The organism is Bradyrhizobium sp. RDI18 (assembly GCF_043203335.1).
GTDB lineage: Bacteria > Pseudomonadota > Alphaproteobacteria > Rhizobiales > Xanthobacteraceae > Bradyrhizobium > Bradyrhizobium retamae.
This window is the reverse complement of the sequence record NZ_JBICRN010000006.1, coordinates 1,432,183-1,449,796: the sequence shown is the minus strand read 5'-3', so window position 1 is coordinate 1,449,796 and position 17,614 is coordinate 1,432,183. Positions and strand designations below refer to the sequence as shown.

The 17,614-nt window shown below is 64.2% G+C and carries 9 protein-coding genes; 7 read left to right on the top strand and 2 right to left on the bottom strand.

Annotated elements, in window-relative coordinates:
* The first annotated feature begins 1 nt into the window (after position 1).
* The 6 genes from ACFXS9_RS07840 (at position 2) to ACFXS9_RS07815 (ending at position 13,374) form a co-directional block, all read left to right on the top strand.
* Positions 2-9,358, top strand: a complete 9,357-nt coding sequence (locus tag ACFXS9_RS07840; protein ID WP_392686942.1) for an amino acid adenylation domain-containing protein — start codon at positions 2-4, stop codon at positions 9,356-9,358.
* A complete protein-coding gene (locus ACFXS9_RS07835; protein ID WP_392686940.1) occupies positions 9,355-10,371 on the top strand; it encodes an alpha/beta hydrolase in 1,017 nt (338 codons plus the stop codon). The genes ACFXS9_RS07840 and ACFXS9_RS07835 overlap by 4 nt, the downstream gene beginning before the upstream one ends.
* A gap of 76 nt (positions 10,372-10,447) precedes the next feature.
* The gene (locus ACFXS9_RS07830; RefSeq protein WP_392686937.1) at positions 10,448-11,383 is read left to right on the top strand and encodes an ABC transporter substrate-binding protein; all 936 of its coding nucleotides are present in this window, start codon (positions 10,448-10,450) and stop codon (positions 11,381-11,383) included.
* A complete protein-coding gene (locus tag ACFXS9_RS07825) occupies positions 11,370-12,851 on the top strand; it encodes an iron ABC transporter permease (RefSeq protein WP_392686934.1) in 1,482 nt (493 codons plus the stop codon). Before ACFXS9_RS07830 ends, ACFXS9_RS07825 begins: the two co-directional genes overlap by 14 nt.
* A complete protein-coding gene (locus tag ACFXS9_RS07820; protein WP_392686931.1) occupies positions 12,734-13,237 on the top strand; it encodes an iron chelate uptake ABC transporter family permease subunit in 504 nt (167 codons plus the stop codon). Before ACFXS9_RS07825 ends, ACFXS9_RS07820 begins: the two co-directional genes overlap by 118 nt.
* A gap of 14 nt (positions 13,238-13,251) precedes the next feature.
* On the top strand, positions 13,252-13,374 hold the full coding sequence (locus tag ACFXS9_RS07815; RefSeq protein WP_392686928.1) for an iron chelate uptake ABC transporter family permease subunit: 123 nt from the start codon (positions 13,252-13,254) through the stop codon (positions 13,372-13,374).
* 28 nt (positions 13,375-13,402) lie between these two features.
* Here the strand turns inward: ACFXS9_RS07815 and ACFXS9_RS07810 are convergent, their stop codons facing one another.
* On the bottom strand, positions 13,403-14,227 hold the full coding sequence (locus tag ACFXS9_RS07810; RefSeq protein WP_392686925.1) for an ATP-binding cassette domain-containing protein: 825 nt from the start codon (positions 14,225-14,227) through the stop codon (positions 13,403-13,405).
* 70 nt (positions 14,228-14,297) lie between these two features.
* A complete protein-coding gene (locus ACFXS9_RS07805; protein WP_392686922.1) occupies positions 14,298-15,359 on the bottom strand; it encodes a DUF2218 domain-containing protein in 1,062 nt (353 codons plus the stop codon).
* Positions 15,360-15,690: 331 nt separating this feature from the next.
* On the opposite strand from ACFXS9_RS07805, the gene ACFXS9_RS07800 reads away from it, so the two are divergent.
* Positions 15,691-17,394 carry a cyclic peptide export ABC transporter gene (locus tag ACFXS9_RS07800; protein WP_392686919.1) on the top strand — a complete coding sequence of 568 codons (1,704 nt, stop codon included), beginning with the start codon at positions 15,691-15,693 and terminating at the stop codon, positions 17,392-17,394.
* The last annotated feature ends 220 nt before the right edge of the window (positions 17,395-17,614 follow it).

Here is a 17,614-nt window from a genome sequence, read left to right as displayed (position 1 = left end):
CATGGTCCCGGCCGGCGTGACGAGTGAATTGTTCATTGGTGGAGCAGGGCTGGCGCGCGGCTACTGGCGACGTCAGGCGCTGACGGCGGAACGCTTCCTTCCCGATCCCTTCGGCGGCCCTGGCGCGCGGCTATATCGAACGGGTGACTTGGCGCGGTGGCGCGCCGACGGTGCGATCGAATATGTCGGGCGGTCCGATCACCAGATCAAGATCCGCGGATTCCGCATCGAGCTTGGAGAGATCGAGGCACGGCTGCTCGAGCAGCCCGGTGTCCGCGCTGCGGTCGTGGTGGCGCGCGAGGCTGGACTAGGCCGCCAGCTCATCGGATACGTCAGTGGCGCGAGTGAACTGGAGGAACAAGTCCTGCGGACGGCGCTGTCGGCCGTTCTGCCTGATTACATGGTGCCGTCGCGGATCGCAGTGCTGGAGCGGCTGCCGTTGGCACCCAACGGCAAGATCGATCGCCAGGCGCTTCCGGCGCCCGACGCTGCGTCCACAGGAGCACAGTACGAGGCGCCGCGCACGCCGGCCGAACTGGCGCTCGCGGCGATCTGGGCCGAACTGCTCGGCCGTCCTGCTGTCGGCCTTGCCGACAATTTCTTCGAGCTCGGCGGCGATTCGATCATCTCGCTGCAGATGGTGAGCCGGGCCCGCCGCGCCGGTTACCTGATCGAGCCGCGCGATGTGTTTCAGCATCAGACGCTCGAAGCGCTGGCGCTGGCCGCACGTGCCGAGCAGGGCAGCGAAGCGCTCGCCGATCAGGGGCAGGTCACCGGCCCGCACGCATTGCTGCCGATCCAGGCGCGGTTCTTTGCGGAGGACGCAGGAAAGCGCGATCACTGGAACCAGGCGGTGCTGTTGCGGCCGAGGGATCGTCTCGATTGGGAAATGATGCGGCGGGCGATAGCGGCCGTGGTCGATCATCACGACGCGCTGCGGCTTCGCTTCGAGAAAGCCGAAGGAAGGTGGCGCGCGGAGCATGGCGCCGCACCCGCCGCCGGCGATTTGCTTTGGATACGAAGCGCGGTTGACGGCGAAGCCGTGACGGCGTTGGCATCCTCAGCGCAGGCGAGCCTTTCGATGTCGAGGGGACGGCTGCTGCGGGCGGTCGGCATCGACGTCGCCGATGGCACCCAGCGTTTACTGATCGTGATCCATCATCTGGTGGTCGACGGCGTGTCGTGGCGGATTCTGCTGGAAGACGTCGCCGCCGCCTATGCACAGCTAGTGAACGGTGACGCCGCGGTTGCGCTTCCGCCGAAGAGCCACGCCTATGCCGTGTGGGGCAAGCGGCTGCAAGATTATGCAGGGTCGCCCGAACTGGCGACTGAATTGTCCTATTGGATCGATCGCCGTGCGGATGCGGATATTCCCTGCGATGACGACCATGGCGGCACCGACTATGTCGCCGATGCCGATGAAGTCTTGCTCACGTTCGAGCCGGAATTGACGCAGCGCCTGCTGACGGATGCGCCGTCCGCCTATCGTACGCAGATCAACGATCTTCTTCTCGCCGGCCTTGCACGCGCTGTCTGGCAATGGAGCGGACAGGACGATGTACTGGTCGAGCTGGAAGGCCACGGCCGCGAGGACCTGTTCGGCGATCTCGATATCTCGCGCACCGTCGGCTGGTTCACCACCGCCTTTCCCGTGCGGCTGGCTGGTGGGTCACAGGACCCCTCGTCACTCATCAAGACCGTGAAGGAGGAACTTCGCGGCATTCCCGGCCGGGGACTCGGTTATGGCGTATTGCGCTATCTCGGCTCCGAAGACCAGCGCGCGGCGCTGTCTGACGTTGGCGAGCCGAAGCTTGTCTTCAACTATCTCGGCCAGATCGACAGCGGCGTCGACGACGCGGCATTGTTCGCCATGGCATCGGAAAGCGCGGGTCCCTCGCGTGACGCATCGAGCCCGTTGCGGCGCTGGCTCAGCGTGAACGGCACCGTGCGCGAAGGCCAGTTGCGGCTCTCGTTCGGCTTCGGCCGCAAGCGCTATCGGCGGGAAACAGTCGAGCGATTAGCTGGGCTGTACGAAGCGGCGCTGCGCGAGTTGGTCGATCACTGCACCAGCGGCGCCTGCGGCGTGACGCCGTCGGATGTGGCATTGTCCGGCCTTGGCCAGGCCGATCTCGACAGGCTGGAGTTGGACTGGCGAGAGATCGAGGATATCTATCCGTTGTCGCCGATGCAGCAGGGCATGCTGTTCCATGCCATGCACGACGGCGAGAGTGGGCTTTACGTCAACCAGGTTGCTGCGGAAGTGCGCGGCCTCGATGGCGGAAAGCTCCATCGCGCCTGGCAGGCGGTCAGCGATCGCCATGCGGTGCTGAGAACGGGCTTCGTCTGGCGCGATCTTTCCGGCTCGCCGCAACAGATCGTCTATCGTCGTGCTGAAGTGCCGTTCGTCGAGGAAGACTGGCGCACGCGGGCCGGGGCTTCCGAGCCGTCCCAGTTGGAGGCAGCGCTGGGCGAAGTTTCGCTGCGCGAACGGGTCGAAGGGTTCGACCTGTCGAAGCCGCCCCTGCAGCGGGTGCGGCTGATCCGGCTCGGAGAAGATCGTCATTGGCTGATCTGGACGCACCATCACATTCTTCTCGACGGATGGAGCTCGGCGCGGTTGATCGCCGAGGTGATGCAGCACAATGGCGACGGCCGGTTGCCTGCATTGCAGCGCCGCTATCGCGACTACATCGGTTGGCTGCAGAGCCGGGACAGCGATGCATCGGCGGCGTTCTGGCGCAGCGCCATAGCCAAGCTGGAAGAGCCGAGCTTCCTGGCAGGCGGTTCGACCGAACATGCAGATGCGGAGGCGCCCGGTCACGGCACGCTCGCGCTGGAGCTGGATGTTGCCGTGACTGAACGCCTGCAGCAATTTGCTGCACGCGAGCGTGTGACGCTGAACACGCTGGTGCAGGCGGCTTGGGCGCAACTGCTACGGCAATATACCGGGCAGGGAACGGTTTGCTTCGGCGTCACCGTATCAGGCAGGCCGCCGGAACTGGCCGGCGCCGAGGATATGGTGGGCCTGTTCATCAACACCTTGCCTGTTATCGACGACGTCGGTCCGCAGCAGAAAGTCGGCGCATGGCTGCGTCACTTACAGGATCGCAATCTGACCTTGCGCGAATACGGCTGGACGCCGCTCTACGAGATCCAGCGCCTGGCGGGACGTCCCGGGCGGCCGCTGTTCGACAGCATCCTGGTGTTTGAGAATTATCCGGTCGACCACGCGCTGATGGGGAAAGATGGACAGATCCGTGTCGGCGAGACCAGGATCGTCGAGACCAGCAACTATCCGCTGTTCGCCAGTGTCGGCCTCGATGACCGGTTGCGGCTGGTCTTCAACTATCAGCGCAGGCATTTTGATGAGGCGCAGATCGCCCGGCTGCAGCGCGCCTTTGTGCGGCTGATGGAAGCGTTGAGCGTCGATGCCGATCGGCCTGTCGGGATGATCGCAGCCAGCGATCCCGCTGATGATGCGCTGCTCTCCAGGGCGAACGATACGCGCTGCGATGCGCCGCGCCGGGGAATTGTCGAGCAGTTCGAGGCGCAGGTCGGTCATTCTCCTGACGCTGTTGCACTGGTGTTTGGCGACGAGAAGCTGAGCTACGCCGCGTTGAATGCGCGGGCCAATCGGCTGGCGCGGCGGCTGCGCGATAGCGGCGTCGGAACCGACGTGGTGGTGGGACTGGCGCTGGAGCGCGGCGTCGAGATGATGGTCGCGCTGCTCGCGGTACTGAAGGCGGGCGGGGCCTATCTGCCGCTCGATCCGGATTATCCGGCGGAGCGGCTGGCGCACATGCTGCTGCGCGACAGCGGCGCGGCGCTGGTGCTGACGCAATGGATGCTGCTGGAGCAGTTTGCTCCGGTGCTGGAGGAGACTGGCGCCGAGGCTTGGCTGCTCGATGGGAATGACAGCGGCGAGGGCGGTGACGGCGGCAATCTTGATGTCGTCGGCCATCCCGAAAGCCTGGCCTACGTGATCTACACTTCCGGCTCGACCGGCCTGCCCAAGGGCGTGATGGTCCGCCATGATGCGGTGACGAACTTTTTGGCGACCATGGCGGAGCAGCCGGGCCTTACGCGCGAGGATCGCGTGCTCGGCCTGACCTCGCTGTCGTTCGACATCGCGGTGCTGGAACTGTGGCTGCCGCTCACGCTCGGGGCATGCGTAGTGCTGGCCGATCGCGCCGCCGCGCATGATCCGTCGCACCTCAAGGCGATGGTGGTGAAGCACGGCGTCACCATGATCCAGGCGACGCCCTCGACCTGGCGGATGCTGCTCGATCATGATGGCCCGTCGCTACCCGCAAGTTGCCGCGTGCTGTGCGGCGGCGAGGCGCTGGCGCCTGATTTGGCGCGGCGGCTGGTGGCGCAGACCGGCGAGGTCTGGAACGTGTACGGCCCGACCGAGACCACGGTGTGGTCGGCCCGGCACCGCCTGGATGCGGAAGACGATCGTCCGCTTCTGGGCGGCCCGATCGGCAATACCACGCTGCATATTCTCGACAACGACCTCAATCTCGCGCCGGTAGGCGTTGCGGGCGAGCTCTATATCGGCGGTGCGGGACTCGCGCGCGGCTACTGGCGGCGCGGTGGGTTGACGGCGGAACGCTTCATCCCCGATCCGTTCGGCCCGCCCGGCGCGCGGCTCTACCGCACCGGCGACGTAGCGCGATGGCGCGCTGACGGGGTGATCGAATATATCGGCCGCGCCGACCACCAGGTGAAGATCCGCGGTTTTCGGATCGAGCTCGGCGAGATCGAGGCGCGGCTCTTGGCGCAGGCTGGCGTGCGCTCGGCAGTCGTGGTGGCGCGCGAGCTTGGCGCTGCCCGCCAACTCGTCGGCTATGTCAGCGGCGCGGCGTCGCTGGACGGGACAGCTCTCAAGACCGCGCTGTTGTCGCTGCTGCCGGACTACATGGTGCCGGCACGGATCGTGGTGCTGGACCGGCTGCCGCTGACACCGAACGGCAAGATCGACCGCAAGGCGCTGCCCGCCCCGGACCAGCTTGCGACAGCAACCGAGCGCGTCGCACCGCGAACGCCGGCCGAAGTGATGCTCGCCGCGATCTGGGCCGATCTGCTGCGCCAGCCCAATATCGGTGTCATCGACAATTTCTTTGAGCTCGGCGGCGACTCGATCATCTCGCTGCAGATGGTGAGCCGCGCGCGCCGCGAAGGCGTATCGATCGAGCCGCGCGATGTCTTCCGGCACCAGACGATCGAAGCATTGGCCGCGTTGTCCCGCGACGTCAGCCCGAACAATGACACTCCGGCATCGGCGCGCGGCTCACTTTCGGGTTTGACCAGCGAACAGCTCGATCGGCTCGATCTCGACTGGAGCCGCATCGAGGACATCTACCCGCTGTCGCCGATGCAGCAGGGCATGCTGTTCCACAGCCTGCGCGATGCCGGCAGCGGCGTTTACGTCAACCAAGTCAGCGTTGAAATCCGCGGACTTGATGCGGAGCGCTTCGGGAGAGCATGGCGCGAGGTGACCGCACGCCATCAGATGCTTCGGACCGGATTCCTATGGCGCGAGCTTGCCGGGTCTCCGTTGCAAGCCGTCTATCGTGACGCCGTCGCGCCGTTCGAACAGGAGGACTGGCGCGGGCAAACCATCAATGAGGACCGGATTGCGGCGGCGCTTGCCGGCGAACGCGCCGCCGAGTTCGATTTATCGATGCCGCCGCTGCAGCGCGTGCGGCTGCTGCGCCTCGAGGACGATCTCTATCGACTGATCTGGACCTATCATCACATCCTGATGGACGGATGGAGTTCGGCAAGGTTCGTCGGGGAAGTGCTGGAATGCTATTATGGCGGCGCGCCCGCGGCGAACCCGACGCGTTACCGCGACTATATCGCCTGGCTGCTGGCGCAGGACGCCAAGGCTGCCGAACGTTTCTGGCGCGAACAGCTCAAGAGCTTCGAAGAGCCGACGCAACTGGCGGACGCTTTCGGTGCTCGCCGCCATGATGCGTCCGGCCACGAGCGCTGCTACACGCGGCTCGGAGAGACGGCGACCGCCGAGCTGAAGGCATTCGCGCGCCGTGAGCGGATCACGCTCAATACCATCGTTCAGGGCATCTGGGCCCTGCTGCTGCAGCGCTATACCGGCCAGCAGACGGTGACGTTCGGCGTTACGGTTGCCGGCCGCCCGGCTAGCCTCGACGGATCACAGCAGATGCTCGGGTTGTTCATCAACACGCTGCCCGTGATCGAAACGCCGCCGTCCGCGAGCACAGTCGGAGAATGGTTGCGTATGCTCCAGGATCGCAATTCGGCGATCCGGGATTACGAGCATACGCCGCTCTACGACATTCAGAGCTGGGCCGGCCGCGCCGGTCAGGCGATGTTCGACAGCATCATCGTGTTCGAAAACTATCCGATCGAACGCAGCATGCACCGGGGTGACGGCTCGCTGCAGTTCGGCGGCCTCAGGAATGTCGACGTGACGAACTATCCGATGGACCTGTCGGTACTCGTTGAGGACACGCTTCAGGTCGAATACACCTATATGCCGAGCCATTTCACCGCGGCACAGGCGGGGCAGATCAAGGCGCAGTTCGAGCGTCTGCTTGAAGTGCTGACGCGGCACGCGTCGGCGTTGCTCGGCAGTATCGATCCGGTCACGGCGATCGACGACGCTTTCGCCGAAAACTGCAATCGCCATGCGACGTCAGCGGTCGCATTGCCGCTGGTTCACGAGTCGATCAGCATCCACGCGCGGCGTCATCCGGAACGGACGGCGCTTACCATCGGCGGCAAAACGCTCTCGTTCGGTGCGCTCGACGCCAGGGCCAATCGTCTTGCCCATCACCTGATCGGCCGCGGGCTGAAGCCTGAGCAGCGCGTCGGCGTCGTGGTCGAGCGAACCGAAGCCACGATGGTCGCGCTGCTGGCCGTCCTGAAGGCGGGCGGGGCCTACGTTCCAATCGATCCGGAGATTCCGGCCGAGCGGCGCGCCTTTGTCATGCGCGATGCCGGGATCTCATTCTTGCTAACCGGACAACTCGATGTCCGGGAAAGCATCGAGGGTGTCGAGAGGGTCTCCCTTGCGATGTTCGATTTCGATGCCGGGCCGGAGCATGCGCCGCAACCGGAGCTGCACCCCGAGAACCTCGCTTATCTGATCTACACGTCCGGCTCGACAGGAACGCCAAAGGGCGTGGCCGTCGCCCATGGGCCGCTCGCGATGCACTGTCATGTCACGGGCAGCATCTACGAGATCGACGAGAGCTCGTGCGAGCTGCACTTCCTGTCGCTGGCCTTCGATGGCGCCCATGAACGCTGGCTGACGGTCTTGTCGCATGGCGCGCGTCTCTTGATGCGGGATGCCGATTTGTGGACGCCGGAGCAGACGGTCGAGAACCTGCACGCGCACCGTGTCAGCCATATCGGATTGCCGCCGGCCTATCTGCAGCAGGTCGCGGAGGCGGTCGAGCAGGTGGGCAATCCGCCACCGGTCAAGCTCTACTCGTTCGGTGGCGAGGCGATGCCCAAGGCTGGCTTCGACAAGGTCAGGCGCGTTCTGAAGCCGCGCATCCTGATCAACGGTTACGGTCCGACCGAAACCGTCGTCTCGCCGCTGGTCTGGAAGGTCGATGGCGCATCCGAATGCGAGACACCTTATGCGCCGATCGGTCTTCCGGTTGGTGACCGTCGCGCCTACATTCTCGATAGTTCGCTCAATATCATTGCCGCCGGTGTCGCCGGCGAGCTCTATCTAGGCGGTTTCGGGCTGGCGCGCGGTTATCACGGCAAGGCCGGCATGACCGCCGAGCGTTTCGTGCCCGATCCATTCGCTGCGGCGCCGGGGGCGCGGCTATACCGGACCGGCGACCTCGCGCGCTGGCGCGAGGACGGTACCGTCGAGTATCTCGGCCGCAGCGACGACCAGGTCAAGGTCAACGGCTTCCGGATCGAGCTTGGAGAGATCCAGACCTCCCTGCTTCGTCACGAGGAGATCGAACAGGCCGCCGTAGTGGCGCTAGCGGGCGCAGCCGGAAACCAACTCATTGCCTATGTCGCGCCGAAGGCGGCAAGGAATGCAGCGGGAGATGCTGCCGAGGATCTGGTCGACGGATTGACCTCCTTCCTGAAGCAGACCTTGCCTGTTTATATGGTGCCGGCGCGGATCATGGTGCTTGAGCGGCTGCCGGTGTTGTCGAGCGGCAAGATTGACCGGCGTGCGCTGCCGGCCCCCGACTCGGCCGGGCGACGCTTCGTGGCTCCGCAAGGGCCGGCCGAAACCGCGATGGCGCGGCTGTGGGCCGACATCCTCAAGCTGCCGCAGGTCGGCGTCACCGATAATTTCTTCGAGCTCGGCGGCAATTCGATTCTCAGCCTCAAGGTCGTGGCCCGGCTGCGGCAGGACAAGACGTTTGGCATCGAGATCAAGTTGCGCGATCTCCTGCAGAAGCCCACGATTCGCGCGCTGCTCGCGGATAACGCTTCCTCCGTGCCCGCCGCTGCGCCGCCGCCGACAGCGCTGCTGCCGCTGAATGCCGCGGTTCGTGGCGTGCATCCGGTGTTTTGCGTGCATGGCGGCTTCGGCACCGTCTTCGATTATGGGCCGCTGGCGCGCCGCCTCGAAGGACGCCGCCAAGTCATTGGGCTGCAGTCCAGGATGCTGGTCGACAGTTCGTGGAGCGACCGGTCGCTCGAAGCGATGGCGGCGGACTATGCGAGCGAAATCAGGCAGGTTCAGCCAGACGGTCCCTACAGTTTGATCGGCTGGTCGCTCGGAGGCCTACTCGTCACGCTTGTTGCCGCCGAGCTCGAACGGTGCGGTGAACGCGTCGATTGTCTCCTGATGGTCGACAGCTTTGTGCTGCGGCAGCACGGCGGATCGGAGCAGCAGGAAACGGCCGCCCACTGGATCGATGATCTCGCGGGATTGCTGTCGGCCGTTCTTCCGCACGCCGCAGCCGTTCGTATCAGCTCGCATGTGGAGGAAGCGAAGGCCGCAGGCATACCGGAGACATCCGAGAGCGTCCGGCGTCTGGTCGCACAGATATTGTGGGAGGGAGCATCGGCGGACGACACGCTGCTTGGTGTCGACGACCTTTCCGGCGCCTTCGCAGTCGGCCGGCACCTCAAGTCCCTGACGCAGACTGCCGCGCCGCCGCGCCGTCTTGCGGCCAGGCCATTGTGCTGGTGGACGTCGGGCCGCCTGACGCAGCGCGATCGGCTGGAGACGCAACTGCCTGATGCCATTGACCGCGGCGTCATCGGAGACAATCACTTCACGATCCTGAGGGATGCCGGCTTGCTCCATGAGATCTGCAGGCTTCTCGTGCCGGAGACGGCATCGGCTGCTTCGCAGGACACGGTGCCGGAACCGGCGGAATGAACATTGGCATGAGCCTTGATCCCGATATCGCCGCACTGCTCGAGATGGTGCAGGCTGGCACCGAAAGCGGATCGCGCATTCCGTTTCCGCAATTGACGGCCGTACAGGCACGCGCTGATTTCGATGCATCCTCGCCGTTGCTCGATGTCGATCCGCCGGCGCTCGCGTATGAGCGTCAACTCTTGCTGCCGACGCGCGATGGCGCCACGATCGACGCGCGACTCTACGCCAAGGAGGAGCCGAGCCGTCGCAATCCGGCGCCGGTCCTTCTTTATATGCACGGCGGCGGCTTTGTCGTCGGAAGCCTGGACTCACATCAGCCATTGTGCCGCGGTCTCGCCGAAGACAGCGGCGCGGCTGTGCTGTCGGTCGGCTATCGGCTTGCGCCGGAGCACAAGTTTCCGACCGCGTTCGAGGATGCGGTCGATGCGCTGGCCTGGATCGGCCGCGAGGGACCGGCTGCGGGGTTGGATGCCGATCGCGTCGCCGTTGGCGGCGATAGCGCTGGCGGAACGCTTGCCGCGGCGCTCGCCATCGAAGCAAGGGCGAACCGAAACCTGCCGCAGCCTGTCCTCCAGGTGCTCGCCTATCCAGGTCTGAGCTCCCGGCAAACGTCTAATTCCTACGAACGATACGGTTCCGGTTATCTCCTGGAGCGCAGCACCGTCGACTGGTTCTTCCGGAAGTATCTCCGCGACGATTCAGACCGTGACGACTGGCGGTTTGCGCCGCTGGCAGCGGAAGATCTCTCGAGGCTGCCCGCGGCGCTCATCGTGCTTGCCGAATACGATCCCCTGGTGGACGAAGGGCGCGACTACGCGGCAAGACTCCGCGCCGCCGGCGTTCCCGTCGACCTGCAGATCTATCCGGGCATGATCCACGAGTTCCTGCGCATGGGCAATGTCGTGGCCGATGCCCTGCAGGCACGGGCGGCGATCGGGCAGGCGCTGGCCGACGCGTTTCGCGCCGCAGGCGAAAGGCAGCGGCCGGGCATGGAAAGACAGAGCACATGAAGGTATGGCATATGAAGCTATGTCACAACTCCCGTCTCTCGCAGCCTCGCCGCAAGCCGTTCCCGAGCCGCACCCCATGAGCAAGAATTCACTCTCCGACTACAAGCTGTCTCGCCGCGCGCTTCTCACAGCGGGCGCGGGCCTCGGCGGCGGGGTGGTTGCAGGTGGCTGGCCGATGGCGCTTGCTCAAGCCGCCGCACCGCAAGGAGGCCCCCGCATCGCCGCGCTCGGCTGGGCCTGCGCGCAGACTATACTGGCGCTCGGCGTCGTGCCGCTGGTTGTGCCGGAGATCGAGCGTTACAGCCGGCTCGTCGTCGAGCCGGCTGTCCCGTCAAGCGTTCAGGAAATCGGCCTGCGTTCGGAGCCAAATCTCGAACTGCTGCAGAGTTTTGCGCCTGATATTATCATCATCGATCCCAGTATCACTGCCGCAATACCCCGGCTCAAGCTGATTGCCCCGGTCGAGGTCTTCACGATTTTCAAGCCCGGCCGGCATCCGCTTGAAACAGCGCGCAGTTCGACGATGGAGCTGGCGCAGCGTCTCGGCGTGCAGGCCGCATGCGAGGCCTATCTGGCGCGCTTCGATGCCGCCATGATCCATTACCGCGATCAGCTTCGCGGTCGCAGCGACAAGCCGCTGTACCTCGTCAGCGAAATCGCGCGCAACCGTGCGCTCGTGTTCGGGCCGAACAGCCTTTACCAGGAAGTCCTCAGTCAATTCGGCTTGAAGAATGCCTGGACCGGCCAGAGCGGTCCGTGGGGGCATACCAGCGTTGGCCTTGAAGTGCTCGCTGCGGTTCCGGATGCGCGGCTGGTTCTGATGAGTTCGCGGGTTGCCGATATTGAAGCCTTGCTCAACGCAAGCCCGGTGCTGCGGACCTTGCAGTTCCTCCGCTCGGGGCGGCTGACGGTGCTGGGAAATCAATTCTTCTATGGCGGCGTGCCGGCGGCCGAACGCTTCGCACGCCTTCTCGCCGAACGTTTGCCGCAGGAAAACAATGAGCAAGGTTGACGCGCTGCCCGCCCGGTCCGGGATCGAGATGCATCCTGCGATACTGATCGGCTTATTATTTGCGGCGGCGGCTGCGCTGACCTTTCGGCATCTGTCGGGATATCTGCCTGTTAACGCGTGGTTGCCGGTGCTGTGGCGTCCCGAAATCGACGATCCGCAGCAGATGCTCGTGCATTATACCGTCTTTCCGCGAATTGCGGTGGCGCTATTGGCCGGCGCAGCATTGGGCCTTGCCGGAGCCGTCTGTCAGCAGGTGCTGCGCAATCCGCTGGCCGAACCGACCACGCTCGGTGTCTCGAACGGCGCCTATCTCGCGCTGGCCATGACGACCTTGTGGGCGCCGTCGCTGCTTGCTTTGGGCCGCGAATGGATTGCGCTGGTCGGCGGGTTCGCTGCGTTCCTGTGCGTGTTCGGCCTCACCTGGAAACGTGCGCTATCGCCGGTCGTGCTGGTGCTGGCCGGGTTGATCGTGGGCTACTACTGCGCCGTGACGACCCAGGCCCTGGTGTTGCTCAACCATGACTACCTGATCGGCCTGTTCATCTGGGGCGCGGGCTATCTTAATCAGCAGGACTGGAGCAATGCGGCGTTCCTGGCGCCGCGGTTTCTGATTTCGTTCGCGCTGATCGCGGCGATGGTCCGCCCGCTGACTTTGCTCGGCTTCGACGACGAGACCGCGCGCAATCTCGGCCTCGGATTGACAGGCGCGCGGGTCTGCGCGCTTGGCATTGCGATCGCTCTCAGCGCTTCGGTGGTCAGCGTCGTCGGCGTGTTGGGCTTTGTCGGTCTGACCGGGCCTGCTCTCGCCATCCTTGCAGGCGCGCGGCGTTTCCGCGATCGGCTGATTTGGGCGCCGCTCTGCGGCGCCGGCTTGCTGTGGCTGGCAGACGAGCTTGTGCTGCTGATTCCGCCGGGCTATCGCGAGATGCCAGCCGGCGCAGCCACGGCATTGATCGGCGCGCCCATGTTGCTGGTGCTGTTGCCGCGGCTACGGTCCGCAGCTCCAGTCGGAAACCTCACACCATCTGTTCCGCCACGTCTTGATCATCCCTGGCGGGTGATCCTGTTTGGTCTGGCCTTGCTGTTGTTCGTTGTCTGGATCGCGCTCGCAGTCGGGGTCGGCGCCGAAGGCTGGAGCTGGAGTGGTCTCGCCGGCATCCAGGAATTCCTGCCGTGGCGCTGGCCGCGCGTGGTGTCGGCGTTGGCCGCGGGGGCCACGCTGGCGGTGGCGGGCACGCTGCTGCAGCGCATGACCGGAAATCCAATGGCGGCTCCGGAGGTGATGGGGATCAGCTACGGCGCCGCGATGGGTGTGATCGTTCTTCTCTATCTCCTTCCTCCCACACCCGCGTGGCGCAGATTGCAGGCGGCGGGATCGGGGCCTTCATCGTGCTCGGGCTGGTTCTGCTGTTCAGTCGGCGGTCCGAATTCAGTCCGGAGCGTGTGCTGCTGGCTGGTGTCGCCATGAGCGCGGCATTCGGCGCGATCATCGCCATGGCCTTGGCGACCGGCGATCCGCGCATCGGCATGCTGCTGTCGTTGCTGACCGGATCGCTCTATCAGATCAGTCCGGCCGAGGCCTCGGTGCTTGCCGCCGCGGCGCTCCTTCTGCTGATCATGGTGCCGATGCTGTCACGCTGGCTCGACATTCTCCCGCTCGGCTCGGCGGCCTCGCGTTCGGTCGGCGTATCGATGGCGAGAAGCCGCATCATCATCATGCTGCTGACCGCACTATTGACGGCGACCGCGACGCTGATGGTCGGGCTATTGAGCCTGGTCGGTTTCATTGCGCCGCATATGGCGCGAATGATGGGGCGCAGCGCGCGCTTCATCAGACGGCGCTGGCCGCGCTGATTGGAGCCATCCTGATGGTATCAGCCGATTGGGCCGGGCGAATGGTGATATTTCCGTTCCAGATGCCGGCCGGCATTTTCGCGATGATGCTCGCCGGGCCCTATCTTCTCTGGCTGTTGCGCCCGCAGCGCGGATGAGACGGTGAAGCGCCGAATGATTACGAACTCACCGTGCGAAGCTGATGAGATGGCTGTGATCCGGAGACGGCATCACCGCCATCGGAATGCCGTAGATGGTTTCGAGTTCGGCAGGCGTCATGATCTTGTCCGGCGCGCCGCGCGAAATCAGCTTGCCCGAATGCAGGGCGATGATCTCGTTGCAGAAGCGTGCTGCCATGTTGACGTCATGGAGCACGACGACCACGCCGAGATTGCGCTCCCGCGCGAGCCGTTTCACCAGCGACAGCACTTCGATCTGATGGGCAATGTCGAGCGCCGAAGTCGGCTCGTCGAGCAGCAGGCATTCGGCATCCTGCGCAACCAGCATGGCGATCCAGACCCGCTGGCGCTCGCCGCCTGACAATGTATCGACCAGCCGGTCCGCAAACGGCTCGATGTGTGTCAGCGCCATGGCTTCCGCCACCTTGTCGCGGTCGGTGTCGCCGAACCGGCCCAGCGCGCCATGCCAGGGATAGCGCCCGAGCGCGACCAACTCCTTCACCAGCATGCCGGCGGCTGGCGGCGTCTGCTGCGGCAGATAGGCGACCTTGCGGGCGTACTCCCGATCGCTCCATTCGCGTAAAGCGCGGCCTTCGAACCGGATCGTGCCGGATGAGCTTGGCTGCTGCCTCGCCAGCAACTTCAGCAAGGTCGATTTGCCGGAGCCGTTGTGCCCGATCAGGCCGACGACGCTGCGCGCGGGAAGCGACAGGGTGAGCGGTTCGAGCAGCGCGCGCCCCGCCACAGCGAACTCCACCTGGTCCAGTTCGAACAAGGGCGCGGCCGCATCGGGCGCGGCTTGCGCGATTTCGGTTGGCCGAACTACATGCATGAGAAAGTGCCTGCGCGGGGAATGCGGTACGAGGTGAATGTCGTCCCGTCGGCCTGCGGATGCGGGGACATCATGGCTGCCGCAGGCTCCAATACGCGACCGCAAGATGCTGCTCGCGGGCGAGCTTCCGCTCGTCGCGCAGATGGTTTCGCAGCGCCTTCAGCGCCTGCGCTTCGCACGCGACCCATGCAAAGACCTCGCGATGATCCGGCCATCGCACGGCCTTGACGGCATCGACCAATAGTTGCGTCGTCCCGGCCGGACGGTCGTCGCGATGTAGCCATTCGATCGATACGCCGGCTGGCGCGATCAACGGAACCTGCTCAAGCCGGTCGGCGACTTCGATGAAGACTTCACCGGTTGCCGTCGCCGGCAGCATCTCAAGAATTCGCGCAATGGCGGGAAGGGCGGTCTCGTCGCCCGCCAGCAGCAACCAGCGCGCCGGACGAATGCCTCGTCCGAGCGGACCGGCCATGCCGCAAATGGCGCCGGTTTGCGCATTGAGAGCAAAGGCCGACCCCGGTCCGGTGTGATCGTGGACGACGAAATCGATGTCGATCTCGCAAGCCTGCAGATCGATGCGGCGGATCGTGTAGTAGCGGGTGACGGGTCTGCGCTCCGGTTCTGGCCACAGGATGCGCCCATCGGGGGCGGGCCACGGCCATTCCGGCTTGGCGAGGCCTTCCGGCGGAAAATACAGGCGGACGTGCAGGTCATCGTCGTTCACGAAGCGGGCGATGTCGTCGCCGGTGAAGGTCAGCCGGCGCATGCGGGGTGTCAGGTCGATCGCTGCCTTCAGCCGCACCTCGCGGAAATTGGCCAGCGTGCCGCCGTTGGATTCATGGCCGGACCAGACGATGATCGGCGGCTCATCGCCGGCGAACTCGATGACGTGGGAAGCGACGACCGAGCGCAGCATTTCCAGATTGCCCTTGTCATTGGCCTCGACGCGGATCTTGAGCGCCTCGGCCTCGACGGCGAGCGAACTGGTTCCAAACGGCAGCTTTGCCACCATCAGGCCGCCCTGGTCCTCGAAGGCGATATCATGCTCGGCAAGATGATCGATCATTCGGGCAGCAAGGCCGGCGGCATCAGCAATCGGGATGCGGGTTTCGGAAACAAGCGATTCCAAAGTCATCTCTCCAGTCGGGCCTGCCCGATGCTGGCCTGCGCACGCTTCGATTTTCGGATATCGCAGCCCGACACCGGATCCATGTCCCTAGTGGATCCATGTCGCTAGTTGATCCATGTCCTACTCGCTCGCCGGCTGCGACGCAAAGGCTCTACTACTCGCATTTTATTAAACGCGTTGCCGATCACAAATTAGAATCAATCGAAAGAGGCTGAAAAATAAGCTCTGGAAGAGCGATGCTGCCATCATCTATTCGCATCACTCCCGCAAGGCTATTCGTACTACGACGGGCCGTGTAGGTTCGCTTCAGCTCTACTCCAGCGCGGCACTCATGATGAATCCACGAAGCGGCCTGACGGCGCAGATTCTGCATCTCCTGCGGCCCTACTGGTCGATCGTGCTGGGCGGCACTGTTCTCGGCGTTGTCGGTGGCGCCAGCGTTGCGGGACTGCTCGCGGTCGTCAATCGCGGACTTTACGCGTCGCAAGACGACGTCGCAACGCTGCTGTTCGCGTTTGCGGGCCTGTGTCTCTTGATCCTGATCGGCTCGATCGGCGCCGATATCAGCGCCAACTATGTTGGACAGCGGATCATCGCCGAGCTGCGTAAGTCGCTCGCCGCGAAAATTCTGGTGGCCCCGATCGACCAGCTCGAAATCTACCGGACGCATCGATTGATTCCGGTCCTTACCCATGACGTCGACACCATCAGCGATTTCGCGTTCTTCTTCTCCTCCTTCTTCGTGTCCGTCGTCATCACGCTCGGCTGCATGGTCTACCTTGCGGTACTGTCGTGGCCGCTGTTTCTGATCACGGGGCTGGTCATCGTTGTCGGCTCGCTCGCGCATGCCTATGCGCGAACGCGCGGCGTTCAAGGCTTCAACGTCGCCCGCGATTCCGAAGACCAGTTGCAGAAGCACTACCGCGCGATCGCCGAGGGCGCGAAGGAGCTGCGGCTGAACCGCGCCCGCCGTCAGCGCGTCTATGTCGACCAGCTTCAGCGCACCGTCGACCGGATCAGCGCCGTGCAGATCAAATCGATTAACCTCTTCGTGACCGCGCGGGCGTTGGGCACGATGTTGTTCTTCGTCGTGATCGGCGTCGCGCTGACGTTGCGTCCGTTCCTCTGGTCTGACAGCCCGGCCGCCGTCTCCAGCGGCTTCGTCCTGGTGCTGCTCTATATGCGGGGGCCCATCGATCAAGTGATCGGCATCCTGCCGGCATTGGGTCGCGCGCAGGTGGCGATGAAGCGAATCGCCGAGCTTTCGGAGCAGTTCGCGACGCCCGAGCAGGGCTTGCTGGCCGCGCCCTCGGCCGCGCCGGATGGATCAGGCAGGATCGAATCGATCGAGCTCCGTGACGTATCGTACGGCTTCCGCGCGGTGCCCGGCAGCAACCCCTTCGTGCTCGGACCGATTGACCTGCACGTCCGGCAGGGCGACATCGTTTTCATTGTCGGTGAAAACGGAAGCGGAAAAACCACGCTGATCAAGTTGCTGCTGGGTCTCTACGCGCCACAGAGCGGTACGCTGCTTCGCGACGGTCTGCCCGTCGTGACGGAAACGCGGGATGATTACCGGCAGCTCTTCACGACGATCTTTTCCGACTACTACCTGTTCGAAGATCTTCTGCAGGGAGCGGGAATGGTGCCTGACGTCGCGGAGCGCTATCTGAAGCGGTTGGAGGTCGCGCATAAGGTCTCGGTCGAGAACGGCGTATTTACGACGACAGACCTGTCGACCGGTCAACGCAAGCGGCTGGCCCTGATGAATGCCTGGCTCGAGGAGAGGCCGGTACTCGTGTTCGACGAGTGGGCCGCGGATCAGGACCCTGCCTTTCGGCATATCTTCTACACGGAACTACTGCCGGACCTGAAGCGCATGGGCAAGACGATCATCGTGATCTCACATGATGACCGTTATTTCGGCGTGGCTGATCATCTGGTGCGACTGCGGCACGGCAAGATTGTCGCGGGCGATACGAAAACCCATGACATCATCAAGTCGTCATCGGTTCCAACCAATGCATCTCTTTAGAGCTATTTTATTCTTCCGGAAAATTTGCGTCGAAGTTCAAACTCTTTCGAGATGCGCGCTGAGGAACGCGTGCGATGTCTTTGGCGACGCCGTTTTGTCAGATTTGTAAGAAATCTAAACTGCGTGTGCCTGCATTTCTTGTCATCCTATACGCGAGTGCTTTACATCGCAGGCGCGCGTCAAGATCGCGTGCTGTTTCAAGCAACCACGTTTGCGATGC